The 24,981-nt window shown below is 49.7% G+C and carries 21 protein-coding genes; 11 read left to right on the top strand and 10 right to left on the bottom strand.

Features of this window, described 5'->3' with window-relative positions:
• The first annotated feature begins 242 nt into the window (after positions 1–242).
• Positions 243–2,270, top strand: a complete 2,028-nt coding sequence (gene ftsH / locus AC27N8_RS24840) for an ATP-dependent zinc metalloprotease FtsH (RefSeq protein ID WP_487070433.1) — start codon at positions 243–245, stop codon at positions 2,268–2,270.
• Between the two features lie 122 nt (positions 2,271–2,392).
• Here ftsH and AC27N8_RS24835 read toward each other — a convergent pair whose 3' ends face one another.
• A complete protein-coding gene (locus AC27N8_RS24835) occupies positions 2,393–2,875 on the bottom strand; it encodes a PaaI family thioesterase (RefSeq protein ID WP_487070431.1) in 483 nt (160 codons plus the stop codon).
• Between the two features lie 268 nt (positions 2,876–3,143).
• Here AC27N8_RS24835 and AC27N8_RS24830 point away from each other — a divergent pair, with 268 nt between their 5' ends.
• Positions 3,144–4,613 carry a coiled-coil domain-containing protein gene (locus AC27N8_RS24830; protein ID WP_487070429.1) on the top strand — a complete coding sequence of 490 codons (1,470 nt, stop codon included), beginning with the start codon at positions 3,144–3,146 and terminating at the stop codon, positions 4,611–4,613.
• Between the two features lie 136 nt (positions 4,614–4,749).
• On the top strand, positions 4,750–5,634 hold the full coding sequence (locus AC27N8_RS24825) for a GNAT family N-acetyltransferase (RefSeq protein ID WP_487070427.1): 885 nt from the start codon (positions 4,750–4,752) through the stop codon (positions 5,632–5,634).
• Between the two features lie 13 nt (positions 5,635–5,647).
• Here the strand turns inward: AC27N8_RS24825 and AC27N8_RS24820 are convergent, their stop codons facing one another.
• The 3 genes from AC27N8_RS24820 to AC27N8_RS24810 all read right to left on the bottom strand — a co-directional run bounded on the left by AC27N8_RS24820 (position 5,648) and on the right by AC27N8_RS24810 (position 7,762).
• Positions 5,648–5,827, bottom strand: coding sequence for a hypothetical protein (locus AC27N8_RS24820; RefSeq protein ID WP_487070425.1), 180 nt, complete (start codon positions 5,825–5,827; stop codon positions 5,648–5,650).
• A gap of 32 nt (positions 5,828–5,859) precedes the next feature.
• A complete protein-coding gene (locus AC27N8_RS24815) occupies positions 5,860–7,107 on the bottom strand; it encodes a 3-oxoacyl-ACP synthase III family protein (protein WP_487070423.1) in 1,248 nt (415 codons plus the stop codon).
• 205 nt (positions 7,108–7,312) lie between these two features.
• The gene (locus tag AC27N8_RS24810; RefSeq protein ID WP_487070421.1) at positions 7,313–7,762 is read right to left on the bottom strand and encodes a zinc-ribbon domain containing protein; all 450 of its coding nucleotides are present in this window, start codon (positions 7,760–7,762) and stop codon (positions 7,313–7,315) included.
• A 320-nt stretch (positions 7,763–8,082) separates the two neighbouring features.
• Between AC27N8_RS24810 and AC27N8_RS24805 the strand changes: the two genes are divergently transcribed.
• A complete protein-coding gene (locus tag AC27N8_RS24805) occupies positions 8,083–8,832 on the top strand; it encodes an MBL fold metallo-hydrolase (RefSeq protein WP_487070419.1) in 750 nt (249 codons plus the stop codon).
• 20 nt (positions 8,833–8,852) lie between these two features.
• On the opposite strand, the gene AC27N8_RS24800 is transcribed toward AC27N8_RS24805, so the two are convergent.
• Together AC27N8_RS24800 and AC27N8_RS24795 are read right to left on the bottom strand one after the other, a co-directional pair.
• On the bottom strand, positions 8,853–10,142 hold the full coding sequence (locus AC27N8_RS24800) for an FHA domain-containing protein (RefSeq protein ID WP_487070417.1): 1,290 nt from the start codon (positions 10,140–10,142) through the stop codon (positions 8,853–8,855).
• A 278-nt stretch (positions 10,143–10,420) separates the two neighbouring features.
• The gene (locus tag AC27N8_RS24795) at positions 10,421–11,227 is read right to left on the bottom strand and encodes a hypothetical protein (RefSeq protein ID WP_487070415.1); all 807 of its coding nucleotides are present in this window, start codon (positions 11,225–11,227) and stop codon (positions 10,421–10,423) included.
• Positions 11,228–11,558: 331 nt separating this feature from the next.
• Here AC27N8_RS24795 and AC27N8_RS24790 point away from each other — a divergent pair, with 331 nt between their 5' ends.
• Positions 11,559–12,173: a PadR family transcriptional regulator gene (locus AC27N8_RS24790; protein WP_487070413.1), complete on the top strand. Its 615-nt coding sequence runs from the start codon at positions 11,559–11,561 to the stop codon at positions 12,171–12,173.
• Positions 12,174–12,282: 109 nt separating this feature from the next.
• On the opposite strand, the gene AC27N8_RS24785 is transcribed toward AC27N8_RS24790, so the two are convergent.
• Together AC27N8_RS24785 and AC27N8_RS24780 are read right to left on the bottom strand one after the other, a co-directional pair.
• Positions 12,283–12,417 carry a hypothetical protein gene (locus AC27N8_RS24785; RefSeq protein ID WP_487070411.1) on the bottom strand — a complete coding sequence of 45 codons (135 nt, stop codon included), beginning with the start codon at positions 12,415–12,417 and terminating at the stop codon, positions 12,283–12,285.
• Positions 12,418–12,519: 102 nt separating this feature from the next.
• A complete protein-coding gene (locus AC27N8_RS24780; RefSeq protein ID WP_487070409.1) occupies positions 12,520–13,332 on the bottom strand; it encodes an MmyB family transcriptional regulator in 813 nt (270 codons plus the stop codon).
• Between the two features lie 195 nt (positions 13,333–13,527).
• On the opposite strand from AC27N8_RS24780, the gene AC27N8_RS24775 reads away from it, so the two are divergent.
• The 5 genes from AC27N8_RS24775 (at position 13,528) to AC27N8_RS24755 (ending at position 21,415) form a co-directional block, all read left to right on the top strand.
• A complete protein-coding gene (locus tag AC27N8_RS24775) occupies positions 13,528–15,300 on the top strand; it encodes a long-chain-fatty-acid--CoA ligase (protein ID WP_487070407.1) in 1,773 nt (590 codons plus the stop codon).
• Positions 15,301–15,364: 64 nt separating this feature from the next.
• Positions 15,365–17,158, top strand: a complete 1,794-nt coding sequence (locus tag AC27N8_RS24770) for an acyl-CoA dehydrogenase family protein (RefSeq protein WP_487070405.1) — start codon at positions 15,365–15,367, stop codon at positions 17,156–17,158.
• A 98-nt stretch (positions 17,159–17,256) separates the two neighbouring features.
• On the top strand, positions 17,257–17,655 hold the full coding sequence (locus AC27N8_RS24765; protein WP_487070403.1) for a hotdog family protein: 399 nt from the start codon (positions 17,257–17,259) through the stop codon (positions 17,653–17,655).
• A 143-nt stretch (positions 17,656–17,798) separates the two neighbouring features.
• Positions 17,799–19,007, top strand: a complete 1,209-nt coding sequence (locus tag AC27N8_RS24760) for a thiolase family protein (RefSeq protein ID WP_487070401.1) — start codon at positions 17,799–17,801, stop codon at positions 19,005–19,007.
• A gap of 2 nt (positions 19,008–19,009) precedes the next feature.
• Positions 19,010–21,415 carry a 3-hydroxyacyl-CoA dehydrogenase/enoyl-CoA hydratase family protein gene (locus AC27N8_RS24755; RefSeq protein ID WP_487070399.1) on the top strand — a complete coding sequence of 802 codons (2,406 nt, stop codon included), beginning with the start codon at positions 19,010–19,012 and terminating at the stop codon, positions 21,413–21,415.
• A 92-nt stretch (positions 21,416–21,507) separates the two neighbouring features.
• Here the strand turns inward: AC27N8_RS24755 and AC27N8_RS24750 are convergent, their stop codons facing one another.
• Positions 21,508–22,620, bottom strand: coding sequence for an ABC transporter ATP-binding protein (locus AC27N8_RS24750; protein ID WP_487070397.1), 1,113 nt, complete (start codon positions 22,618–22,620; stop codon positions 21,508–21,510).
• Positions 22,621–23,360: 740 nt separating this feature from the next.
• Between AC27N8_RS24750 and AC27N8_RS24745 the strand changes: the two genes are divergently transcribed.
• Positions 23,361–23,594, top strand: a complete 234-nt coding sequence (locus AC27N8_RS24745; protein WP_487070395.1) for a hypothetical protein — start codon at positions 23,361–23,363, stop codon at positions 23,592–23,594.
• Positions 23,595–23,959: 365 nt separating this feature from the next.
• On the opposite strand, the gene AC27N8_RS24740 is transcribed toward AC27N8_RS24745, so the two are convergent.
• A complete protein-coding gene (locus AC27N8_RS24740; RefSeq protein ID WP_487070393.1) occupies positions 23,960–24,832 on the bottom strand; it encodes a methyltransferase domain-containing protein in 873 nt (290 codons plus the stop codon).
• Positions 24,833–24,981: the final 149 nt, after the last annotated feature.

Here is a 24,981-nt window from a genome sequence, read left to right as displayed (position 1 = left end):
ACAGCAAAGTGAAAAAGGGTCATCTGCAAAAAAGCAGCAAGAGTCTCGTACTCAGGTGCAAACGTCATCAGTGAGGACAGATCACTGATAAAAGCATCATCTCCTTAACATATGTGATGCATTTCCGCCATCAGTGAGATATAATATAAGGTGTTACCATAAGACGGCCTAGCGTATTTTCCGTATGCATACAAAATACAATGGTAATGCATGTCAAGGGCCAAGAAAGCAGGTAATTTGCAATGGAAAAACCGCCGGAGAATGTATACAGGCTACAGAACGGCAACGATAGACAGCCAACGCGTCCTGGCCCTACAGGTCGGCCGAATGGACAAACTCCACCACAACGCCCATCGAACAGTATCAATAGATGGTTACTGGTGCTTGTTGGTGTCATGCTTGTCGTCTACATATACACTATCTTCAGCAATAATTTTGGCAGCAACAGTGGGACTCAACCACAGCAGCTGTCATACAGCGACTTTTACGCACAAGTAAATGCGAATAACGTCAAAAACGTCACCATCAACGGCACGAGCACAATTACAGGAACATTCATACAGCCAGTCAAGAATCAGTCACAGTTTACGGTCAACCAGTTACCGAACGGCGATACAAAGCTGACCGACTTACTGTATGCACATAATGTCGCGTTCGGCTATCAGCAACCCCCTGATAATTCTATCTGGCTCACGTTGCTCATTGATTTTGCGCCGCTGATATTCGTGATTGGACTTTTCCTTTTCCTCACGCGCCGCTCATCGCAGGGGCAGCAAGGCATCTTCAGCTTTGGAAAAAGCCGAGCCAAGCTGATCCTGGAAGATCGTCCCAGCACGACGTTCGCGGATGTTGCTGGTGTTGATGAATCCAAATACGAGCTACAAGAAGTAGTCGAATTTTTGAAGACGCCAGCCAAGTTCCAGCGCCTGGGCGGAAAAATCCCCCGTGGTGTCTTACTTGTAGGCCCTCCAGGAACAGGTAAAACGCTCTTAGCACGTGCAGTCGCGGGAGAGGCGGGCGTCCCCTTCTTCTCCATGTCAGGTTCCGAGTTCGTCGAAGTACTTGTCGGTGTGGGAGCCAGTCGTGTACGAGATCTATTTGATCAGGCCAAAAAGGCCTCACCAAGTATCATCTTCATCGACGAAATCGATGCCGTCGGTCGTCAGCGAGGTTCCAGTATTAACACCAATGACGAGCGCGAGCAGACCTTAAATCAGCTACTGGTCGAAATGGACGGCTTTGATAATCGGCAAGCGGTCGTCGTCATAGCGGCCACGAACCGTCCCGACGGATTGGACCAAGCGCTGTTACGTCCAGGGCGTTTTGATCGTCGCGTCACCGTTGATCGTCCTGACTGGAACGGTCGTCTGGCGATTCTCAAGATCCACTCGCGTAAAGTGCCTCTGGCCAAAGATATCAATCTGGTCGCAGTTGCCCGCTCAACCACTGGCATGGTGGGAGCTGATCTGGCCAATCTCGTCAACGAGGCAGCCTTGCTGGCAGCCCGCCGTAATCGTGACGACGTCGATCAGCGCTGCTTCGACGAGGCATTGGATAAGATTCTCTTGGGAGCCGAGCGTCCGCTGGTCTTAAGCGATAGCGATCTCAATGTGACTGCCTATCATGAAGGTGGGCACGCTCTGACAGGTCTCCTGCTTGAAGGAACTGATCCAGTCACCAAAGTCACAATTGTACCTCGTGGTCAAGCACTTGGTGTGACTATGTACACGCCATTGGATGATCGCTACAACTATTCGAAAGAATACTTGTTGGCTCGGATTGTGACAGCACTGGGTGGACGAGCCGCCGAGAAAGTGATCTTTGATCGCATTACGACTGGTGCTGAAAACGATCTACAGCGCGTGACTCAGATCGCACGTCAGATGGTGACGCGCTGGGGTATGAGTGAGCGCATCGGCACGATTTCGTTTAGCGAGCGAGAAAATCCATTTTCGGGCGGTGGCGACACTGGAGCCCCTTCCGACTATAGTGAAGAGACCGCCGAATTGATCGATGAAGAAGTCAATCGCATTGTCCGTACAGGATATGAAGAGGCGGTTAACCTACTGACAACCTATCGACCAACCCTGGAACGTATAGCTCAGGATCTACGCCGTTACGAAACCATCGATATCAAACGCTTACATTCAATCATGGAAGAGACCGGTGCTCCCATCGCACCGTATCAACTAGAATCAGCTCGACAAGCGGTTGCCGCACTGGTGCCGCCGCCTCCGACGAGTCCTGTCGCACCGACAGAGACACAATAATTGTAGCGTCGTACGCTTGCGTACGATGTTCCACTCGACGTACGAAACGCTCAATCTCGTCACCCGACGCTGGGGAGCCATATCATACGCATTACTGGAACATCGTACGCAAGCGTACGACGCTACTTTTGGACATTTTCGAAGAAGGACCGCATAGCGGGATAATCCTTCATGACAGTATCCAGAAGTTCTGGAGCGAGGGCCATAAATGTTCCTTGCGCTTCCGCAAAGACAACTGTTTCATCCTCAGCCAGAGTAAGCTTGCCAGTGGCCTGGAGCATCCTTCCCCGCTGGGATTGTAAAAAAGCTCGGACACGCAACACAGGACCATAAGGAACCGCACGTCGATAGCGTATCTCCAGGCGTCCAGTCATAGTCCAGGCAGGACTATCAGAGAGCATAGATGTGCGATTGAGAGCCTCATCTAAAGCAGTAGCGATAATCCCACCATGAATCACACCGGGAAAACCCTGATGTTGCTCACCTGGAACAAAATCGGCCACAATCGTATCATTATCCGCCTGAAAAATCATCTTCAAGCCGAAGGGATTTTGTTGGCCGCAAGCAAAACAGCGCTGATAATCAGTTGTATCATTAACTTCCATAGAATCGAAGAACATCCTCTCCACTGCAAGTATAAAATAGGTTTTCTTGAGTTTATCACATAGATTCGTATCGCATCACAACTCATCAATAATGTATAATAAGTACATATTAATGCTTACCCACTACCACTCAAAATTGTATTGCGTAGATGCTATTATCCAAACATACATACATTCTGGATAAAAGTGAGACGGAACAACGATTCTGTTCGTGTCGTATAAGGTATAGATCCTATCTTCTACGACATAGTCATATAAGGAAGAAGCCATGACAAAAACATCTCCCCAGGATAAAGAATCCTCAGCGCAAGAAGACAACTTAAAAAAGCGCAAAAAATCTGCCAAAAAAGAAGCCAAGCTCATGCTCAAAGTTGAGCAGGCCAAAAGAGAGATTCAAAAAGCCGAGCAACGCATCCAGGAGGCTCAAAATAATTTAAAAGCACAAAACGACCAGCTCCAGGAACTTGAAAATAATCTCTCTGAACTTCAAACGCCTGCACAAAAGGCATCAGAAACGGCGACAAGTGATAAAAAGTCTGCCAGCAAAAAGTCTCTGCGCAAAGCCCGAAAAAAAGAGCAGGAAGCAGCTGAGGCCAGTGATGAAGAGACGGCTGAAGCTATTATTGAAGAGGTAATTGCGGAATCCATTGCCGAAGAGATAGCTGAAGAAGCGCTCGCCGAAACCATTATCGAGGAAGTCACTGAAGCTATTATTGAAGAAGCCATCGCCGAGGAAGTCGCCGAAGAAGCGCTCGCCGAGGAAATCGCTGAGGCTGTGGCGGAAGACGCTCTTATTGATGATATCGCCGAGGCTCTAGAAGAAGAAGCGCTTGCCGATGAAGTAGCCGAGGCTCTAGAAGATGCCGCTTTTGCTGATGAAGTAGCTGCTGAAGCCTTGCTCGAAGAAGTTGCTGACGAGTTAATTGAACAAGCCGTGGCCGAAGAAGCATTACAAGAAGAGATCGCCAACATTGCTGCCACGGAAACTGCCTCCACAGAACCCACCGACAATCCAGCTACGGAAACCACCCCCACAGAGACTACCGACGACATAACTGATGAAGCTCTGCTCGAAGAGGTCGCCGACGAGATTGAGGAAGAGGCACGCGAAGATGAAGAGCTCGCCGAGGAACTGGCAGACATTGAATTCACCGAGGACCTTACCGAAGAGACAACCGAAGAGGCCCTGATCGAAGAAGCTATTAACGAGGAGCTTGCTGATGAAGAACTCGCCGAGGACCTTGTTAGCGATACTACTGATGAGAGCCTGAACCTCGATGACGATCCCGATGATGAAGTCTCTGAAGAGATAGCTGAAGCTGACATTGAAGATGCTGTGGCAGAAGAGACCTCCGAAGAGGAACTCGTCGAAGCCATCAGCGATGAGCTTGACGACGCGACAACCGACGAGGCCGTGGCTGAGGGAGTCGCTGAAGCCACCGCCGATGAGGCACTTATAGAAGAGGTCGCTGAAGCAGTATCTGATGAAACGCTCACGGAAGCCGACGCTGAAGAAGTGGTCGAAGCAGTGCTTGAAGAAGCTCGCGTCGATCAGACAGCCAGAGCTAAAGCTGAAGAAGAGCTGCACGAGGCTGTAGCCAGAGCCAAAGCAGAGGAAGAGTTGCACGAAGCTGTAGCCAGAGCCAAAGCCCTTGATGAAGAGGCAGCCCGGGATGATGCATCCACCTCATCAGAGCAAAGCACGCCTGAACCAACAAGCGAAACCGATCACAACTAGTACACAGAAAACCTCAAGTACTTCACCAGCGCTATTTGGACGAACAAGCATTTTAAAATGCTTGTTCGTCTATTGTACTATGTACTCTTCCGTCATAAAATAGATGTGTATAAGGTGTTTTCAAGAAGGAGTTCCGATGCCACAGATAGAGATTCGACAAGCGCAGGCCAGCGATCGAGAAACCATCCTTGCCTTCTGCACGCAAACGTGGGAATGGGGAGATTATATTGACCGCACCTGGGAGGAATGGTTGATTGATCCGCAGGGGCAACTTCTCGTGGCCATCATCAATCAGGAGCAAGTTGGTGTTGTGCATATGGAGATGCTTGATGCGACGGAAGCATGGTTAGAGGGACTACGCGTCAATCCAGCATATCGTCAGCAAGGGATTGGAAGGAAACTCAGCGAGGCCGCGATGGGAGCCGCCATGCAGCGTGGAGCTACTACAGTTCGTCTGGCGGTCGCTTCTAACAACACAGCCTCAATGTCTCTGGCCGAAAGCATCCACATGCAGCGTGTTGGAGATTTCTCACTCTATACCGCAACCCCTTATGCTACGGATTCCCGGCACCACGCACAACAAACGCTTGAACCAGCCACCGCAGAAGACCTAGACGCCATCATTGATTACCTCAATACATCAAATATCTTCCCTCTGGTTGGTGGCCTCTACTTTATGCGCTTTGCAGGGAAGCCTATCACCTCTTCATTTTTAGAGCACAAAATTGCGCAGAAGCAGATATATCTCCTGCGTCGCTGGGATCGTCTGGATGGTCTGGCCATCACCGAGGAGATCCACTATGGTATGGGAGAACATTTTTCGGTTGGCTATATCGATGGCACAGCCAGTGAAGCGTTCAGCTTGATAGCATATGAGCTACGCCGCCACCTTACACAGACAGGTTTAGACAATATACGTGTCTATGCCCCAAATACGCTGCTGGTGCGTGACGCTTTTGACAGTGCAGAATACAAAGCTGGCAGCGAACTTCACTACGTCTATGAGCGAGGACTTGTTTGAATGTCAGGATATTTTATGGAGGCAAATTGCCACCTATTTTGCCCTGAAAGGCAAGCAGAAAAAGGTCGAGCGAAGCGAAGACCTCGTAGCGTCGCACGCTTGCGTGCGATGTCCCAGTGACTCGTACGAGACAGTTGGCACTCGGCGCGCCCACACTGGCCTGCCAGATCGTACGTCGAGTGGGACATCGCACGCAAGCACACACCCATTAAAAACGGCCGTTAATTAAGCGGGATTAAGAACAGCATCGGGATTCTTCAGGCCGTGGTAGCGCAACAGCCAGCAACCATAATTCAGGCCGCCGCCGACTGCGGGTAAAGCGATCCATTGTCCGGGCTGTAAACGATCCTGTCGCAGGAGTTCCACCAACGCCAGAGCAATACTGGCATTAGAGAGATTTCCATAATAGCGGAAATTATCTACCAGCTTCTCCATTGTCGACGCGGGCCAACCAAAGTCGCGCACCAGCAATTCGCCCATGCGCCGCGTGATACGTGAATTGGCCTGATGGGGAATTATATAGCTCAATTCATTGGGATCAAGATCAGCTTGACGACAAAGAGCATCGATACATTCAGCCATCGCTCGGGGAGCCTCACGATAGACCTCTTTGCCATTCATCTTAGTATAGCCGACCATATATTGTGAGAGCAGCTGACTCAATTCCTGTCCCAGGCCCTCTTTATATAATTGATGGATCTTTAAATCTATCTCAGCCATATCGACAGCATCTTTACGCAATGGAGACTGATACATGAGAGCCTGTGCTTGGCGCGCATCGGACCCATTAATCACATAGGTATCCTCATCGCCGCGTTCGATCACAAAAGCTGCCGCGCCCTCGCCAAAGAGCGAGCTTGTTTTCCAATCCAGCACATGCATAATATTGGGTAACAGAGCCTCGGTTGCCACCAGCAGAACGCGTTGAGCGGTACTGGCTGCCAGCACTTCAGCCGCAACCTGAAAACCTTCCGTCTGACAGGCACAGGCTCCCTTAAGCATCGTGGAGCGCAAAGGACCTAAGCCCAAACGCAGCGTGACCATACCAGCAATTGTGGGAAACGCATCATTATCTGATGAAGATACACCGATAACTGTATCAATATCCGACGCCTGCAATCCTGCGCTGGCCAGAGCACGTTGGGCCGCAATCACAGCCATATCGACCAGAGACTCCTCGCGTGGAGCCGTTGGATCATCAATCAAGCCAGGAGCATCCGCTCCAGCCATTGCGCGACAATGAGCCAGAGTGCTGGCACGCACATGTCGCGTCTCCAGACCTGTGACGCGTTCCAGGTCTTCCGAGTTGCGCGGGCTGCCAAGTCGTGTAGAAATATAGGCGAAAAACTCATTCGTAATCACGCCTTTCGGCACATATGTACCCAGGCCAGTCAGTCGCACCTGTGCTTTTGTATAAATATGGGGAATCACAAATGAGTAATTTGGCTGCGAGCCAGAATTGGTAAACGTCATCGAATCCAAAACCTCCAGTATGAGGACAAACCAAAGAGTATAATTTCCCCATAAGTATATCATATCGTCTTCCCTGATGGAGAAAACCATTACAACTTATGACACACAAAAGCAAGGACCAGACATCGTATAGATACATACACCGACACTGATCCTTGCTACTGTCTCAGAATGTTTTACTGTTTTACTTTTGGGTTATGAAAAATTACCAACGATCTCGACGTTCCCGTCGATCTCGACCACCACTGTAATTGTCATTATAACCACTGTTATTGCCATAAGCATTGTTGTTGCCATAGCTATTGCCATAACCACTGCTGTTGCCATAGCTACGGGAATCATCACGACGAGGATTGGAGGCACGCTGGCTCTGGAAACAATCGCTGCAATACACGGGACGATCTTCTCGTGGGATAAAGGGAACGGTGGTTGCGCGACCGCAGTTAGCGCAAACGGCCTCGTGCTGCTCACGTGGAGAACGTTGAGCATTTTGCTGGCCGCCGCGACGTGCTGCACGACAGCTTGAGCATCGAGATGGAGAGTTTGTCAAACCTTTGCTGGCATAAAATTCTTGTTCACCGGCTGTAAAAGTAAATTCATTTCCACAATCGCGGCAAACAAGTACACGATCTCGATACCCCTCATTAAACATCATGGGTCTACTTTCCTCTTCTTGAGTTAACACGTTCCATCTGAGCTCTACAAACGACTAAACAGTGGTGATAGACAAGAGATATATTCGTTCAGGGATCCAAGTGTATAATAGTCATACATCTCCTGGTGGTTGTTGGGCTATGATTTCCTGGGCGACCGGAAGACGGAACGGAAGCCGGGGGCTGGATTTTCCATACCAAACTGGATTTTTTCCTGAACCACTCATCTCATTGTACCATATTCGTTCCAAAATTGCATTACCTTCTTGACCTCAATGCTAGGATATAGGTACATTCTTAATGCGATTACCGGAGGAATAACTTGAACTCTGATTATGCTGATCAGTCACAAGGTGAAACATCTACACTTCAATTACGTCAGGTTCATACTATTACTGATCGCTTTTCTATGGCCAATACCTATCTACTTAATGAAGAGAGCATTATCATTGTCGACCCGGGAACAGAACTAAACGTCCGCCAGATTCAATTCTATCTGCAAAAAATACTCCAACGACCGCTCTCACATATTGACCTGATCGTCCTGACGCATCTGCATCCTGATCATACAGCCGGTGTCGAGGCGCTACGCAAGATTTGTACCGCCCCCGTCGCCGCCTCAGCCATCGTGCGTTATCTGGCACATGAAGATATGCGCGAGAGGAGAAGCGCTCCTAGCTTTGCGCATCTGGCTGAACATTTTTTAACGGGTCCATTGCAACATGTTGATCTTTTTCCACCCATCTATGAGCGCCAATATAAAATGGTAGATATCTGGTTAGAAGACGTAAAGGGATTACCAGGGCATCCAAACTGGCGCGTTATCGCCAGTCCCGGACACACACCCGAGAGCCTCTGCTTATATAATCCATTTACTCAAGAACTTTTATGTGGAGACTCCGTGATTACAATTCAGGGAGGAGCGCCGTTGTTGCGAGGCAGTAGCAATCGTGCACAATTAGAAGAGACATTACGTGTGCTGCGCAGTTTACAGGTCCACTATTTATATCCCGGCCATGGACGACCGATTCTAGCGCTACATCCCCTCAACAACGTTGACGTTGAATGGTAAATCCATCCGTAGCAACTTATTTAGTACGGCTTCATCTTGCTCGGCAAGCGTAAGGGCATTGGACCATTCATCGATTTAGCAATTGGGATAGGAGGCATAGTCGTATTCGGCAACTGTGCGATCTGACCATATGCCAGCAGAACATTGCCCAGGCCCAATACATCGCCCACCTTTAGCGATTGAGGAGCTGTCATCGCCTCTCCGTTGATGAAAGTTCCATATGTGCCAGCCACATCCTGCACAAATAATCCCTCAGGACGCCGCAGTATTTGTACATGAACCGGGGCCACAGATGCGTCATGCAGGACAATCGCACACGCTTCGCCGGATCCAACAGTCATCACGGGAGCATCCAACGTCCAACGCTGCCCTATATTTTCGCCCTGCTGCACGACAAGATAGCCATAGTCCTGCTCGGAACCATGAATCTGAAAGACCTGATCGGTTTCCACTGAGAGGTGAGGAGTCGCATATGGGCTTGAGAGAGGATCAACGGCGGCAGGCCAGACATTGCTCTGAAGATCAAGTGATGAGCGCCAGGTGTGATGCACGAGAGGATCATATTGATCCTTTAAGACATCTTCTTTCGTTGCAGGCAAAAAGCTGAACTGTTGTGCACCAATCTCGATCAGGTTATCGGCTTCGACAAAGACCGAACCATAAATACGTTGGCCGTTCAGTATCACCCCGTTCATGCTGCCACAATCTGTCAAACAGCACTTCCCCTCATACCAGGCCAGCTCGGCATGAAAGCGTGAGGCCAGATCATCATCCAGCCAGATATCACAACTCTCCTCGCGACCGAGTGTTGCCACGACACGCTTTAGAGCCAGACGCTGTCCCTGGAAATTCCCATTTTTATATTCAAGCCAGCCCCATGGTATATCGTCGGCAAATACATAGGGAAGAACCTGTCCAGCTTGATAGCGAGGCGGATGAAGCGTAGATTCTGGTGGCTGTCCAGATGAAGGAGTATTGGCCGAGCGAGAGCGGGTGGAAAAAAAATAGACGCTCATTGCAGTCAGAGGTATCAGCCAACCACAGACAAAGACATACACCAGCGCACCCCAGGTCACAACGGCAGACACTTTTTGCACTTGCGTGCTGTAAGAACCGACATGAAACCAGAGTATAGCTGGCGTTAATAATAGCGCAGATAATAAGCAGAGTACCATCGTAACAGCGAAGTGATAGCCAATCCCTTTATGATGACGCACCATTTTCACACAGATTGTGAGGGACATCGCTAATAAACAACACGCGATACCTCCATAACAATCTACGTGGAACCAGGTCGTAAAATTTAGCATGATTGCGGCTCGCTCCTTCCTTGCATGGCATATGTACCACCCTCTTTTGGAAGTTACTTTCGAGGTTAATCATATCATCTTGTATCATGACGAGCAAATAAATGGGACTTGTGGGGGTCATTTCTGCTGAACAATTCTATATAGTATATACTTTTTAACGCCCCTCATATGATAAAGAAATTCTAACAGAGATATTCCTCTAAAGCGGGATTCTCTTTGCCACATATCACAGCAACAAAGAGAATCCCGCACCCAAAAGCGTGACAATGGACACAAACTTAATGTACCTGAACGTCGACAGCTCCCTGCTGCCGCAAGATATCCGCAGCCTCCTGCTGCCTGGAGGCATCTCGCACCGTTACAACCGTACGACCAGCCTTCACCTCATGTTCATAGCGTCGAGCATCTTCATGAGGAACACCCATTTCCGTTAGCGTCCCAAGAAAACTGCCGGCCACACTACCAATAGCGCCACCTCCAAGTGCCGCAGCAATAATACCACCAGCCACGACAAAGCCAACCCCGGGCAACATTAACGCGGCCGCCGCTGCTCCCAACGCGCCACCGACCACACCACCAGCGGCCGCGCTTTCCCGCTCTTCATGCAAGATGCGTTTTTCCACAACACTTTCAGACTCATCTTCCTCATCAATTGCATCATCGGCTTGAGATACAGTATCATCGGTCAATGGAGCATGTTCTCCTGAGCGCAAAGCATCGTCAGGACGAGCCAGGGGCTCCTTCTCGTCACGCGAACCAGGGAATGGCAGACGGTCCAGCGCCTCTTCCGTCACGGGAAGCGCAGTCGCAAAAACGTTAGAGGCATCAGTCGGGCCAATAAACGGCACCAACAAGATATCAGCAGCCCCCAAGATACCTCCCAGAATGCCGCGTGTCACCGCACGTACGCCGTATCCATGCTTGATGTGATGCTGAGCATTGGCAATATGTTCCTCATGAGTACGTGCCACAAAACCCAATTGCTCTTCCTGAAAGCCAGCTTTCAGTAACGCATCAAAGGTTCCCACCACCGCTTTACGGTCTTCAAAAATACCGACAACCACAGTCTGTTCTGCTTCAGCCATAATAAATTTCTTTCCTCGTTAAATTTTCAGTTTCTCTATCTTATACACGTTTGTCAGAGCGAGATACAGAGACAAATGCGATACAGATCAGCAACCTTGCATCCACCATTTACGATTCATATAAATCCTATCCACCAAAGCTATTTTAACTCATTGTGTATGCCAGATACTATCTTTGTAGTGGCAGAATCAACATATTCCAGAAAACCCACGGCGAACCAGCGTTCGCAGGAGGAGAACCAGCAATCCACTATGCATGACTATTCCACGGGAAGGTGCTATAATACGCCACAACAATTTCATTCAGGTTAACAGATGAGAGAAGTAGTCCATGCACGAACAATCAGACATATTTATCGAAGGCAATGAGACCGAAGGCCCTTCACGTAACACGTTACGCTACATCATGCTTGGCCTACTCTGGACCCGTCCATTGAGTGGCTATGATATCAAACGCACCTTTGAGCGAGCAATCGCCAGCTACTGGAACGCCGGCAACAGTCAGATCTACACCACACTCAAGAACCTGCACAGAGCGGGCCTGATCGAAGCCGAGATCATCGTCCAGACCAGCCGTCCAAACCGGAAAGTCTATCGTTTGACAGCCATGGGCGAGCAAGAAATCATGCGTTGGTTACAAGAAAAGGTACCTGAGCGCTTCACCAAAGACGAGTTTTTGACCAAGCTTTTTTTCTGTGGCGAGACGACCGATGACGTCGCGCTCATCCACCTGCGCGATCATCACGCAAGCTTGCTAAAACAGCTCGAACACATGGAATGGGCACTGCGCGAATACGGTAACCGACCAGTTAAGCGTCCCCATCTCTTAGAATACCAGCTCCTCGTCCGCGAATACAAAGAAGCGGTATTGAAAGCCGGCCTGGAAGTCACCGAAAACGCCATCGCACGCCTGGAGCAGCGCCAGGCCGAAATCCCATCACAGTAGCTTGCATCCAGAATGACGCATCTCCGCCAGAGAGCAAGCCAGTAGACGTAGCGGCGCGGCTCCGCCGTGCTGTCTGTGACTCGTATGATTCGGCTCGGGTGCGTCTCTCTCACGTACGCCACACAAAACGCTCCACAACGAGAAGATATCTCAATGGAACACCATGGGGAAAGCTATCGTACGAGCTGCTGACAGCACGGCGGAGCCGCGCCGCTACGCCGGTGAGCGTTGACGCCGTAGGCAAAAGGTGCTTTTATCCCTATCTTAACAATATTGGGCACTTGCTTCCGATGTTCCAGTCACTCGTAAGAAATAGCGCCAATCTCAGGCATGCATGCTCATGCGATCACACATATTCGTCGGGTTGCCAATGGCGTGCGCGATAGACATCCAGAGTTTGTTGATCGCCCGGGACATAGCTGACCATCGAATAACTTGAAAGATTGGTAAATACGGTGGTCGCAGTACGCAACGTGACGCGGCCCAGCTCCTCATGCTGAATCTGAAAGACGAACGATGGCGATGGCTTGCTGCGCGTGTAGACCGATGAAGCCAGGCGTCGATACTCGGGGTAATCGCGTAACGTCTTGACTAAGGTTTTGTATTCAGCCAGATGAGTCAGTGTGCGGGTATTATACAAAAAGTCGCTGACCAGACGTCGAGCCAGATTCTCCCAACCCTGAAAGCGCTTGCGCATATCAGGATCAAAGACCAGCTCTAACAGATGCATATGCTCATTGCGCTCCACCATACTTTGCACGCCAAAGAGATACGTCGAAGCATCATTCCAGGAGTGCAGAAACCACAAATTATCGAGTGAGTGTGCTGGATACGATGTATTATGAACCAGTAAACGGGCTAATTCCCCCATATCCAACAGAGTGCTCTCCAGCTGTTCTGCATCCACAAACTGCCCTGTCTGCCGATGATAGGCCTCGAAGAAGCGCACGCGATCGGCCGTGGAAAGCTCAAGGACACGGGCGATGTTTTGCACTACCTGTGGAGAAGGATTCGCTCTCTGCCCTGTCTCCAGGTGATACACATAGGTACGCGACAGCTGCGTTGCCTGAGCCAGCTGCCCCTGTGAAATTGCCCTCCGACGCCGAAACTGAGTCACTAGCTGCGAAAACGTCGAAATTTCTCGTGAGTTATCAAGCATCTAAATATCCTCAACAGTGAGATTACGTTAGCTATCTGCACATTATGCCGCAAAAATTGTTAGCTGGCAACATGTTCAACAGGTCGAAAGTACCATATAATTATGATAAGTGGGTTGTTGCTTAGCAGGTAGCGACGAGGTTGTCGCCAAATATCCTAATCATGGATATTCCCTATGGAGAGGAGCTATTACCGCATGTCTGATCCGTCGTTAATACACAACACACATAGCGAAGTAGACTCGGCAGAGCAAGAGCATGCCGTAGTGGGTACGCCTTCGTATCCCTGGATACAGCATTATCAGCATGGTGTGCCAAAGCAGTTAACCATACCGGAAAAATCTCTCTCCTGGCTCGTAGATGTAGCAGCCCAGAACCATCCTCATCAGGTCGCCTTCATCTACTATGGAAAGAAGATCACCTACGCACAGTTCTCCGATTTGACGAATCGCTTTGCCATCGAATTGCAACGTCTGGGAGTGAAAAAAGGCGATCGTGTCGCGATTGCATTACCCAACATTCCTCAATTTCCGATTGCTTTTTTTGCCACGCTCCGTCTTGGTGCCATCGCAGTTCCTACGAACCCGCTCTACACCGAGCACGAGATGCAACATCAGCTTGCAGACTCCGGAGCAAAAGTTCTTGTCGTACTTTCCATGTATTATCCAATCATCCGTGCAGTTCGAGATCAGACAGCTTTAGAGCATGTCATCGTCACAAGTCCGGCAGATTTTCTGCCTTTAGTGCTCCAAAAGCTGTATCCTTTGAGTAAGCAAAAGAAATTGCCAAAGCAACTTCCTCTCTCTGAACAAGAACTCAAAGAAGATAAAACCTTGCATACGATGCAAGCGCTACTCAGACCGCACATCAAAGGTGCCATCGAGCTCATCAATTTTCCGACGAGTATTCAGAGCGATGATATGGCAGTGCTGCAATATACCGGTGGCACCACTGGATTATCAAAAGGGGCGATGTTAACGCATCGCAATTTGCTGGCAAATGCGCTCCAAACACGCTATTGGGTGCCCGGCATCAAGGATAGCACGGAGAGGGCACTCTGTGTGGCACCATTTTTTCATGCCTATGGATTAAGTGCCGGCATGAATTCATCGATTTTCGCCGCCTCCACGATGATTTTACTCCCTCAATTTAAAGTGAAAGAGGTAGTTAAAGCCATTCGGCGTTATCATCCCAGCGTGTTCCCTGGTATTCCGACCATGTATATTGCCATCATGAGAGAGACAAAAAACCATCCCGAGTATTTGCAATCGATCAAATATTGCGTCAGTGGAGCATCGCCTTTACCAGCTAAAGTCCAGGCAGATTTCGAAGCCATCACTGGTGGAAAGCTCGTCGAAGGCTATGGTCTCAGCGAAGCCTCACCAGTCACGCACGGCAATCCGCTTACGGACGAATGTCGCAATGGAAGCATTGGCCTTCCTCTGCCCGGCGTGGTAGCAGCCATCATCGACAGGACAACCAATCAGCAACTCCCCGCGGGTGAGGTTGGTGAAATTGTCGTCAAAGGACCAAATATCATGAAGGGCTACTGGCATCGTGAGCAAGAGACGCGCGAGATGTTCGTCGACGGCTGGATGCGCACTGGCGATATTGGCCGTATGGATGCTGATGGCTTTTTCTACGTGGTAGAACGCGCCAAAGATATGATCATCGCTGGTGGTTTCAATGTCTATCCACGAGAAGTCGAAGAGGTCCTTTTCAATCATCCAGCAGTGTTAGAAGCCGCCGTCACCGGCGTTCCGGATGAATATCGTGGCGAAACCGTCGCCGCATTCATTGTTCTCAAACCTGAGTTCAAACCGTCACCCGAGTTAGAACAGGAGATTGTGGTATTCTGTAAAGATCAACTTGCTGCGTATAAAGTACCCAAAAAATTGGAATTTCGCGATGACTTGCCAAAATCGCTGGTAGGCAAAGTCCTGCGCAGAAAGTTACGTCCACCTTCGTAGTGCTCGCAATCAAGCGAGAAGCCAGGATTATGGAAAGATTAATTTTCGAAGGAGAAGAACAATCATGTCAGCTACGATAAAATCCACGGAGCCAGGAACAGCGTTTCTCACGACCCCGGTCAACGAGAGTGCGAAAAACATCTTCATTCTTGAGGATCGCGACGATGAACAGCGCTGGATCGAAGAGTCAGCCAATACATTTGTCACGCGTGAAGTCCTGCCCAAGGTAGAGGCCATCGATCGTCAGGAGCCCGGCGTCATGCCTGCCTTAGTCAAGCAGGCTGGTGAGCAGGGACTGTTGATGATTGATGTTCCCGAACAATATGGTGGAGCGGAACTTGGCTTACTGACCAGCGCACTCGTCGCCTCACAGCTGCGGGAAGCATCCTTTAGCGTCGCATTTGGAGCCCACACCACCATTGGTACACTCCCGATTGTCTATTACGGCACCGAGGCTCAGAAACAATCGTATCTGCCCAGATTGGCCTCCGGCGAATGGATCTCCGCATATGCGTTGACTGAGCCTGGCGTTGGCTCGGATGCGATGGGACTAAACACGCGAGCAACAGTATCCGATGATGGCAAATACTATATCCTCAATGGCACCAAGCAATGGATCTCCAATGCTGGTTTTGCCAACCTCTTTGTCGTTTTTGCGAGGATCGGCGATCAGAGACCTTCTGCATTTATCGTGGAGGCTGACTGGAAGGGCGTCTCAACCGGACCCGAAGAAAACAAAATGGGTATCAAAGGTTCCTCAACACGCCAGGTGATCCTGGAAGACGTTAAGGTGCCAGCCGAAAATCTGCTCGGCGAGATTCATAAAGGATACAAGATCGCCTTTAATATTCTCAATATCGGTCGCTTGAAATTGGGAGCCGGGAGCGTGGGAGGATCGCGTTCCGCACTCGATCTGGCGGCGACCTATACCACCGAGCGCAAAGCATTTGGACAATTCCTGCACAATTTCGGAATGATTAAGAAGAAATTGGCCCGTATGGCTGCCGAGACGTATGCCGCTGAGAGCGAGGTGTTCCGTACCGCTGGCAATATTGCCCAGGCACAGAAAAGCGCGGGAGCCGATACAGAGACGGTCTTCAAATCCATCGAAGAATATGCGATTGAAGCCTCGATCGCCAAAGTCCATGGCAGTGAAGTCCTGGCCCTCGTCGTTGACGAAGGTGTCCAGATCTTCGGTGGCTATGGATTTATGCACGAATATCCGATCGAGAAAGCCTACCGCGACGCACGTATCCAACGCATCTTCGAAGGCACCAACGAGATCAACCGACTCGTCGCAGCCAGCACCCTTTTCCGCCGTGTCATCGCCGGCAAGCTCGACCTCATGACCAAATATGGCGAGGTCGAGGCACGTATGAAAGCTGATCAGCTACCAGCTGGTGTCGGTGAGGATGTCCCGGCAGAGCTACGCGATGCGGTCGATACACTGGAACGAGCCAAAGATGCTACGATTTATGCCACCATGCAGATCGCACTCAAGTACATGCAAAATCCCCAGGCTCTCAGCGAGGAGCAGGAGTTTATTGAGTATCTGGCAAACCTGATGATCGATCTCTATGCAGCCGATAGCGCTCTGGCACGCGCCATCAAAGTTACCGCGCAGGGAGCTGAAAATAGCAGTGTGCATATCAAGCTCGCGCAACTGGCAACCTGGACAGCGTTGACACGTCTGCGCAGCAATCTTGATCAGTTGATCCAGACTTACGTCGATGAAAAGCGTGCCGCGAAAGTACTCAGCCGTGTACGCGCCTATGTTGGTGATTACATGCTCAACGCCGTGCAGGTCCAGCGCGAAATTGCCGCCCTTGTTGTCGAAAAACAAGGCTATCCCCTGTAGTCATGCCCGGTCCCTTGCAGAAGTCTCCTGCTCAACGTCGATCGCGTTGAGCAGGGAGAGTTTCTATAGCACGACCTTACCCAGGCGGGAGTTAAACAATGCAGATTGGTGATACACAACATTGGGAACGTCGCTTCACCGACGAAGATGTACGCCTCTTTGGAAAGGTATCCAAAGCAATGGGAGCACATCATATCTTCCCCGATGAACAAGGACGTGTGATGGTACACGATCTCTTAACAGCTACTCTACCAACAAAGATTGCCGCAGACATGAACTTTCTCGCGCATAATCTTACATACGAGTTCATCCGACCAGTTTTTGTCGGCGACACAGTTCATTGCCTGGTCACAGTGACACAAGCCGAAAAATCTGGTGAGCAACTTAATATCGGCGCCGCAATCCTTTGCCATAATCAGAATGGCGAGATTGTCTTACGCGGCCATACGGCAGGAGCTATCCGTAAGCCACGCCCGATGTGTGTTGGACTTAACTAACCATCAATAACGTCATATTCAAGCGAATACGCAAAGTTCATTGCGAGAAATATCACGCGCACTCCAGCGGGATTTGATATGTCACACAACAGAACAGAGCATGAAATGTTGTACAGAACTAGTATGCGAAGGAGCAATTAACTATGACAGAAGCTGTCATTGTCAGTGCGGTACGCACTCCCATAGGACGCGCCAACAAAGGTCGCTTGAAAGATGTACGACCTGATGATCTGGCCGCCCTGGCGGTCAGAGCTGCGGTTGAGCGTGTCCCCTTACTTGACCGATCCCTGATCGAAGATGTTATCTTAGGATGCGCTTTTCCTGAAGGTGAACAGGGCATGAATCTCGCTCGCCTGGTTGGAGCACTGGCCGGACTGCCAGAGACAACGGGCGGCGTGACGGTGAATCGTTTTTGTGCCTCCAGTTTGCAGGCAGTCAACATGGCAGCCCAGAGCATCATGCTGGGGCTGGGCGATGTAATTATCGCGGGCGGCGTCGAAAGCATGTCACGCGTCCCGATGGGAGGCTTTAATCCCAGCTTCAATCCTCGCCTGGTAGAGCCACGAGACGATAAAGAGCGGCAAAGACTTCAGAGCTCGCCTTATCCACCTTGCGAGTTGGAGTATGCACGTGCAAGCTACATCCCGATGGGTTTGACGGCCGAAAACGTGGCTCGTGACTACCATATCAGCCGCCAGGATCAGGATGCTTTCGCGTTACGCAGTCATCAACGCGCCATTGCGGCCATCGATAGCGGGGCATTCCGCAATGAAATCATTTCCGTTCCACTACCCAACGGCGATACGTTGGAGATCGATGAGGGTCCACGGCGCGATACAACGCTGGAAAAGCTCGCCAGTCTGGAGCCAGTCTTTATCAAAGGAGGCACGGTCACAGCGGGTAATTCAAGCCCACTCAACGACGGCGCAGCCGCACTCGTGCTGATGTCGGCTGAACGTGCTCGCGATCTGGGTATTACCCCATTAGCGCGTGTACATACCATGGCAGTGGCCGGCGTCCGACCGGATGTGATGGGCGTTGGACCAATCCCAGCCGTGCAGAAGCTGCTGAAGCGTGCCAATATGCAGATCAGTGACATCGACATCTTCGAACTCAACGAAGCCTTTGCGGCCCAGAGCCTGGCCGTTGTACGCACGCTGGGTATTGATGAGAATAAGCTCAACCCACACGGAGGAGCCATCGCCATTGGACATCCACTGGGATGCAGTGGAGCTCGTCTGGTCGGAGCACTCATCAACGATTTGCAGGAGAAGGATAAGACTTTTGGTGTCGCCACGCTCTGCATCGGTGGTGGTCAGGGTCTGGCTACCCTGATAGAGAGGATATCGTAGTCATGGCATACGCTATTCGCAAAGCAGCCGTCATCGGCGCTGGTGTCATGGGAGCCGCAATCGCGGCTCATCTGGCGAACGTCGGCATACCCAGTCTCTTACTCGATGTGGTACCGGCCAACGCCAGCGATCGTGACCAGATCGCTCGGACAGGTCTGGCCAACATCTTGAAATCCCGACCGGCCTCGTTTTACAGCAAACGTGGCGCTCAACTGATCTCCATTGGCAACATTGAGGACGATCTGGATGCCCTGGCCGATGTCGACTGGATCATCGAAGCGATTATCGAGCGTCCAGACATCAAACAAGCGCTCTACAGCAAGATCGAGCGTGTGCTGCAACCCAATACGATTATCAGCTCCAATACCTCTGGACTGCCAGCGCATCTGCTGGCCGAAGGACGCTCAGAAAATTTTCGTCGTCACTTCATGATCACCCATTTTTTTAATCCAGTGCGTTACATGCGCCTACTCGAACTGGTTCCAACGCCAGATACCGATCCAGAATTGCTACAATTCATGCAACAATTTGGCACAGAAAAGCTCGGTAAAGGCGTTGTACTCTGCAAAGACACGCCGAACTTTATCGCCAACCGGCTCGGTGTCTATGGCTTTTTATCTACGATTCATCGCGCACTGGCAGAGAACTATACGGTCAGCGAAGTCGACACCATTCTGGGAACAAACATGGGGCGTCCAAAATCGGCCGTCTTTCGCACGGCCGACCTCTCTGGCCTCGACACGCTCATGCACGTTGCCAATAATCTCTATCAGAACGCCCCCGGCGATGAGCAGAGGGAAGCATTCCATATTCCCTCAGAGGTCCAGCAGGTTATCGATCGTAAATGGCTGGGCGAAAAGAGCGGACAGGGCTTCTATAAACGCGTCAAAGGCCCGGATGGAGCATCAAGTATTCTGGAGCTCAATTTAAAAACGCTGGAGTATGAACCGCAGCCCAAACATCGCTTCGACTCGATCGGCAAAGCGCGTAACCTCGAAACGCCTGTCCAGAAGATCAGCACTGTACTCAAAGGTGACGATCGAGCGAGTCAACTGGCACGCGAGACAACCGCCGACTCATTAATCTATGCAGCGTTTCGCGCTCAGGAAATTGCCGAGAGCATCGTCGATATTGATCACGCCTTATGCTGGGGCTTTAACTTTGATCTGGGCAGCTTCGAGTTATGGGATGTGATCCTGAAAGATCCAGTTCTGCTGGAGAAAGTCTTTCAGGGACAAGAGTTACCCGAGCTCGTTCAGCGCGTGCAGACCAGGGGACAGGGCACATTCTATATCACCAGCAACGGCCAGAAGCAATTCTTTGACTTCCTCACCGATAGCTATCGTCCGGTGCCAGTCGTTGAAGGAGCCATCTCTCTGAGCGAGATCAAAGCCACTCCTGAAGCGTATCATGGCCAGGGAGTCATCAAAGATAACGGCTCAGCAGCATTGATCGATCTCGGCGACGGTATCGCCTGCCTTGAGTTCCATACCAAGATGAATTCCATCGACGAGGGCATCATCGAGATGCTGCGCTACGCTGTGGAAGAGGGATCAAAGCAGTTCCGAGCCCTGGTGCTCGGCAACGAAGCTCCCGACTTTTCGGCCGGAGCCAACCTGTTCCTCGTGTTGATGGGAGCGCGTCAGGGTGCCTGGGATATGCTTGAAGGAGCCATTTCAGGACTTCAGCAAGCCCATCAGATCTTGAAATATAGCCCTATCCCGATCGTTGCGGCTCCTACTGGGAGAGCGTTAGGTGGGGGTTGTGAAATCATCCTGCACTGCCATCACACGCGTGCCCTGGCCGAATCCTATATAGGATTGGTCGAAGTGGGCGTTGGACTGGTGCCTGCAGGTGGAGGATGTAAAGAACTGCTCCTACGTCATGGCGCGAGCGTCGAGAGTCAGAAGTCAGGAAAATCCGGCGGACCATTTAACGCCTCCAGGCGGGCCTTCGAGGCAATCGCGGTAGCAACCGTCTCTACCAGCGCCGTCGAGGCTCAGGAGCTACGCTTCTTGCGTAAGACCGATACCATCACCGTCAATCGGGATCTACTCCTGCGCGATGCCAAAGCTGATGCCATTAGACTGGCCGAGGCAAAAGAGTCTGGCGCATGGCAGCAACTACAACCACAGATGTTACTCTTACCAGGAGCAGGTGCTCGTCTGGTACTTGAGCAGCAGATTGAAGGCATGGCGCTTACTGGCAAAGTCAGTGAACATGACGCCATCATCGGAAGCCAACTCGCACGCGTCCTGACTGGAGGGGATTGCTCGCCCGTCACGCCAGTCAGCGAGCAATACGTCCTTGATCTGGAACGAGAAGCTTTCTTAAGCCTCTCAGGCATGGAGAAGACGCAAGATCGGATGCAATCGATTCTCCAATCGGGAAAGCCTCTACGCAATTAAAGGGCATTGAGGTTAAAAGCCAAAGAGCCAGGGACTCAATCAGCGCTGTGATCGGGTCCCTGGCTCTTTTTTGAGCTACAACTATCTCAGGTTTAGAAAATAGCTTCGCCGGTATCGGTGTCAAACAGATGAATCTGATCGCTATCAACAAACAGCTTTACTTTGTTTCCTGCTGTGACATGCGAACGTGGATCAAGCGTTGCGACGATATTTTTACCGCCAGTTGTCAGATAGACCTGCAATTCGTTACCCAGGTTCTCAACCACATCGACAGATGCATCAATGGATGACAACAATTCGCTACGCTCGACACTAATCAGATTAGCATCCTCAAGGTGAACCGGGCGAATACCAAAGGTAAGGTTACGCTCAGCCGCGGCACGAGCACGCTCAACATAGATCTGAGGAACGATCACTTGACCAACGCCTTCAAGCACTACCGCTGTATGCTCTCCTTCAGTGGAGATTTTTGCTCCGGGGAGGAAGTTCATCGCAGGGGAACCAATGAAGCCCGCTACAAAGATATTGGCGGGATGATCATACAGCTCTTGTGGAGCACCCAGTTGCTGGATGACGCCTCCGTTGAGGACAGCGATGCGATCACCCATGGTCATGGCTTCAACCTGGTCGTGCGTAACATAGACCATGGTTGTCTGGATACGCTGATGCAGTTTGATGATCTCTGCACGCGTGGCAACACGCAATTTTGCATCCAGGTTAGACAGTGGCTCGTCCATCAAGAAGACTTGTGCTTCACGCACAATAGCACGGCCCAGAGCAACACGCTGGCGTTGTCCACCAGACAGCTCTTTAGGTTTACGTTTTAGTAATTCTTGCAAACCCAGAATCTCAGCCGCATCTTCAACACGCTTCTTAATATCATTTTTGTTGAAGTGGCGCAATTTCAGACCAAAGGCCATGTTGTCAAAGACAGTCATATGAGGATACAACGCATAGTTTTGGAAAACCATCGCGATATCCCGATCCTTGGGGTCAACACCGTTAACGACGCGATCGCCAATATAGATCTCGCCATCGGTCGGCTCTTCCAGGCCAGCGATCATACGCAGGCAGGTGCTCTTACCACAACCGGATGGTCCAACCAGAACGAGGAATTCTTTGTCTTTTACGTCAATGCTGATGTCGTGGACAACTTCAACTTTGTTGAAGGTTTTGTAGACGTGATCAAAACGTACTTGTGCCATGAAGGCTGACTCCTTTTCGCTTCTATAGCAGGGCCATTCCTGCTATTCTTCACTTCATTAATGGAAGCTATCGCTTAGTGCCAACATTGCCTCTGTAACATATCAGAGGGGAGTCAATGTGGCTTCTTCACACCGTACGCAACCAACGAGAAATAAGCCTCGCGTTTCGTAAGTGCTAAGCATGAGTATACCATATCTCCCGGTGGAAGTGAAGGTTACAAATATAATTTTGTGTTTTCTTGTTTATTCTTCTACTAACATGTATTTTTTTAAGCTTTGCAAATATCGCAGTCTATGTAATTACAGTGCATATAAAATTTTTATTAAGAAAAGACAGGGGCGATACAGGAGATCAACTCCTATTGGGAGGCAAATATAGCCACAACTCACCAAAAGTACTAAATAATCGGTGGGTACATTTACAAAAGGAATTGCAATCGCAGATCGATTTATTTTTATGAGGGTTCATTAGATAGAGCTTGTGATACAAATAACTGTACACATGTTGACAATAAGAGATTGCATCAGCATAAAGATTTCATGAAGATTATTATATTTTATGTATTAAATCATATTTTACCACTAGACAAGAACGTGCATCGTGTTGCATACTAATGATGTGCATTGTTAATGTTGTTCTTACAAACGATGTACAATGTATTTACATCGAGCGTAAGTCTGTTGGACGTAGCATAGAATTGGGATAGATGACCTATGCGGTTAGGAAGGAACGGGAAAATATGCTTGGAGCACATGAACAACGCAGTGAAGTAGCCCGCTTATTATCACAGATTAGCGATGAGTATGAAGCAGCTCAACGCGGACTCACTGGTCTTTCGTATGGTATGTCACAACATGAATTCATTACTGCTCGCATGGAAAATATGGGCCAGCTCCATACTCAGTTACAAACAATTGTCGGTGATGTTGCCATCGCGATGATCGCCGACCGCTTAAATACCATTCATTCTTAAACATCTCAGAGTAGATTGCATTTAACCAGGCGCAAATTGGTATTTAGCACATATGCCTATGCTAAATAAATTCAAATACGATCTAAGCTGCCTCATGGCACATTCTACGTATATACACACAGGTAACACTATACGGGAAAAGGGAAAAGGGTATTCGTGGGCGGATATCCTTTTTGTATACGCTATTACACTATTCGTGTGATTCAATTATTCTGTCTCAATATTTTCAATGTGTCTACTGCAGGAGAAAACATCAAGACAGAAGCTGAAATACAACCTTCAATTATGACAAATTTTTCATAAATGGATCTGATGTGCTGCCGTAAGTCAAACATATTCAATGCTCGGCCTACGGTTATCGCGTACTAAAAACGCGCGTGCGTCGCATTCCAGGTACCGGATACCACGAACTCGGTCTCTTCGCTCATAAAATCTGGCTGATCCAGCACATTCTTTTCACCATCGGCAAAACATTGTAGCCAACTTGTCACTTCATCAGGTGAAAGATAGGGAGCTCCTTCACAAACAAACCATTCCGCAATTCCTTGCAAGTAGAAGCGAAAATCATTGGCTAAAGGATACTGACGCACAATCCGATACGCCTTCTCCTCAATATCGGTATAACCCGCCTCATGCAAGTAACCAGCAAGCTTCGAGCCTACCCAGCTATCTTCAAAGGCATAATCATGCCGCACACGTTCCGCCTCCCAATATTGACGCGCCTGTAATACACGTGCCTGTAGCGTAGGTTCAACCGTATGAAAATGCATCGTTCCAAAGTCAATATCTTTCACGACCAGACGTCCCCCGGGCTTCAAATAGGGACCCATAGCCGCAAACGTTGCCACAGGATCTGGGAGATATTGACTAACATTCGCGCTAAAAATGTGATCAACACAGCCATATTCAATCGGCAACTGCTCTAAGCTGGCACGTTTGTACTGCACATTGTGACGATACCAAACATTTGTACAGATACGTTGCGCAATAACCAGAGCCTCCATTGAAATATCGATCCCAAGAATACGACCTTCACTTCCAATCATTTGAGCCAAGAGGGGAGTCCACAAACCTGGGCCACACCCCGCATCCACCACAAAGCTCCCAGGCGCAAGTTGTAGATCCTGAATCATCTGATAACGTTCCGGCAACTTGCTCTGATGATGCTTCGCTAACCAATCAACTGCATTTAGTGGGAGCCCACATTCATTAATGTACACAACATTGTTAACTGCCATTTTCACCCTTACTCCTCCAGCCATCAAGTGTATTTAGTATATATATCGCTCCTCATGATAGTAATTAATATACATGTTGTATTATAAAAAAGCAATAGTTTATTAACATTGTGCCACTTACGTTTACACATTGTAATATATAAGCTTTT

The organism is Dictyobacter sp. Z7_2 (genome assembly GCF_057551105.1).
Note: the sequence above shows the minus strand (reverse complement) of the source record. Positions and strands in the feature narration are given on the sequence as shown.

Coding starts and splice junctions, on each gene's coding strand:
- AC27N8_RS24770 (WP_487070405.1), top strand. CDS start 15,365: ATGTCAGCTACGATAAAATCCACGGAGCCAGGAACAGCGTTTCTCACG.
- AC27N8_RS24790 (WP_487070413.1), top strand. CDS start 11,559: ATGCACGAACAATCAGACATATTTATCGAAGGCAATGAGACCGAAGGC.
- AC27N8_RS24745 (WP_487070395.1), top strand. CDS start 23,361: ATGCTTGGAGCACATGAACAACGCAGTGAAGTAGCCCGCTTATTATCA.
- AC27N8_RS24760 (WP_487070401.1), top strand. CDS start 17,799: ATGACAGAAGCTGTCATTGTCAGTGCGGTACGCACTCCCATAGGACGC.
- AC27N8_RS24740 (WP_487070393.1), bottom strand. CDS start 24,832: ATGGCAGTTAACAATGTTGTGTACATTAATGAATGTGGGCTCCCACTA.
- AC27N8_RS24780 (WP_487070409.1), bottom strand. CDS start 13,332: ATGCTTGATAACTCACGAGAAATTTCGACGTTTTCGCAGCTAGTGACT.
- AC27N8_RS24775 (WP_487070407.1), top strand. CDS start 13,528: ATGTCTGATCCGTCGTTAATACACAACACACATAGCGAAGTAGACTCG.
- AC27N8_RS24835 (WP_487070431.1), bottom strand. CDS start 2,875: ATGGAAGTTAATGATACAACTGATTATCAGCGCTGTTTTGCTTGCGGC.
- AC27N8_RS24800 (WP_487070417.1), bottom strand. CDS start 10,142: ATGCTAAATTTTACGACCTGGTTCCACGTAGATTGTTATGGAGGTATC.
- AC27N8_RS24810 (WP_487070421.1), bottom strand. CDS start 7,762: ATGATGTTTAATGAGGGGTATCGAGATCGTGTACTTGTTTGCCGCGAT.
- AC27N8_RS24830 (WP_487070429.1), top strand. CDS start 3,144: ATGACAAAAACATCTCCCCAGGATAAAGAATCCTCAGCGCAAGAAGAC.
- AC27N8_RS24825 (WP_487070427.1), top strand. CDS start 4,750: ATGCCACAGATAGAGATTCGACAAGCGCAGGCCAGCGATCGAGAAACC.
- AC27N8_RS24815 (WP_487070423.1), bottom strand. CDS start 7,107: ATGACGTTTACCAATTCTGGCTCGCAGCCAAATTACTCATTTGTGATT.
- AC27N8_RS24795 (WP_487070415.1), bottom strand. CDS start 11,227: ATGGCTGAAGCAGAACAGACTGTGGTTGTCGGTATTTTTGAAGACCGT.
- AC27N8_RS24765 (WP_487070403.1), top strand. CDS start 17,257: ATGCAGATTGGTGATACACAACATTGGGAACGTCGCTTCACCGACGAA.
- AC27N8_RS24750 (WP_487070397.1), bottom strand. CDS start 22,620: ATGGCACAAGTACGTTTTGATCACGTCTACAAAACCTTCAACAAAGTT.
- ftsH (WP_487070433.1), top strand. CDS start 243: ATGGAAAAACCGCCGGAGAATGTATACAGGCTACAGAACGGCAACGAT.
- AC27N8_RS24755 (WP_487070399.1), top strand. CDS start 19,010: ATGGCATACGCTATTCGCAAAGCAGCCGTCATCGGCGCTGGTGTCATG.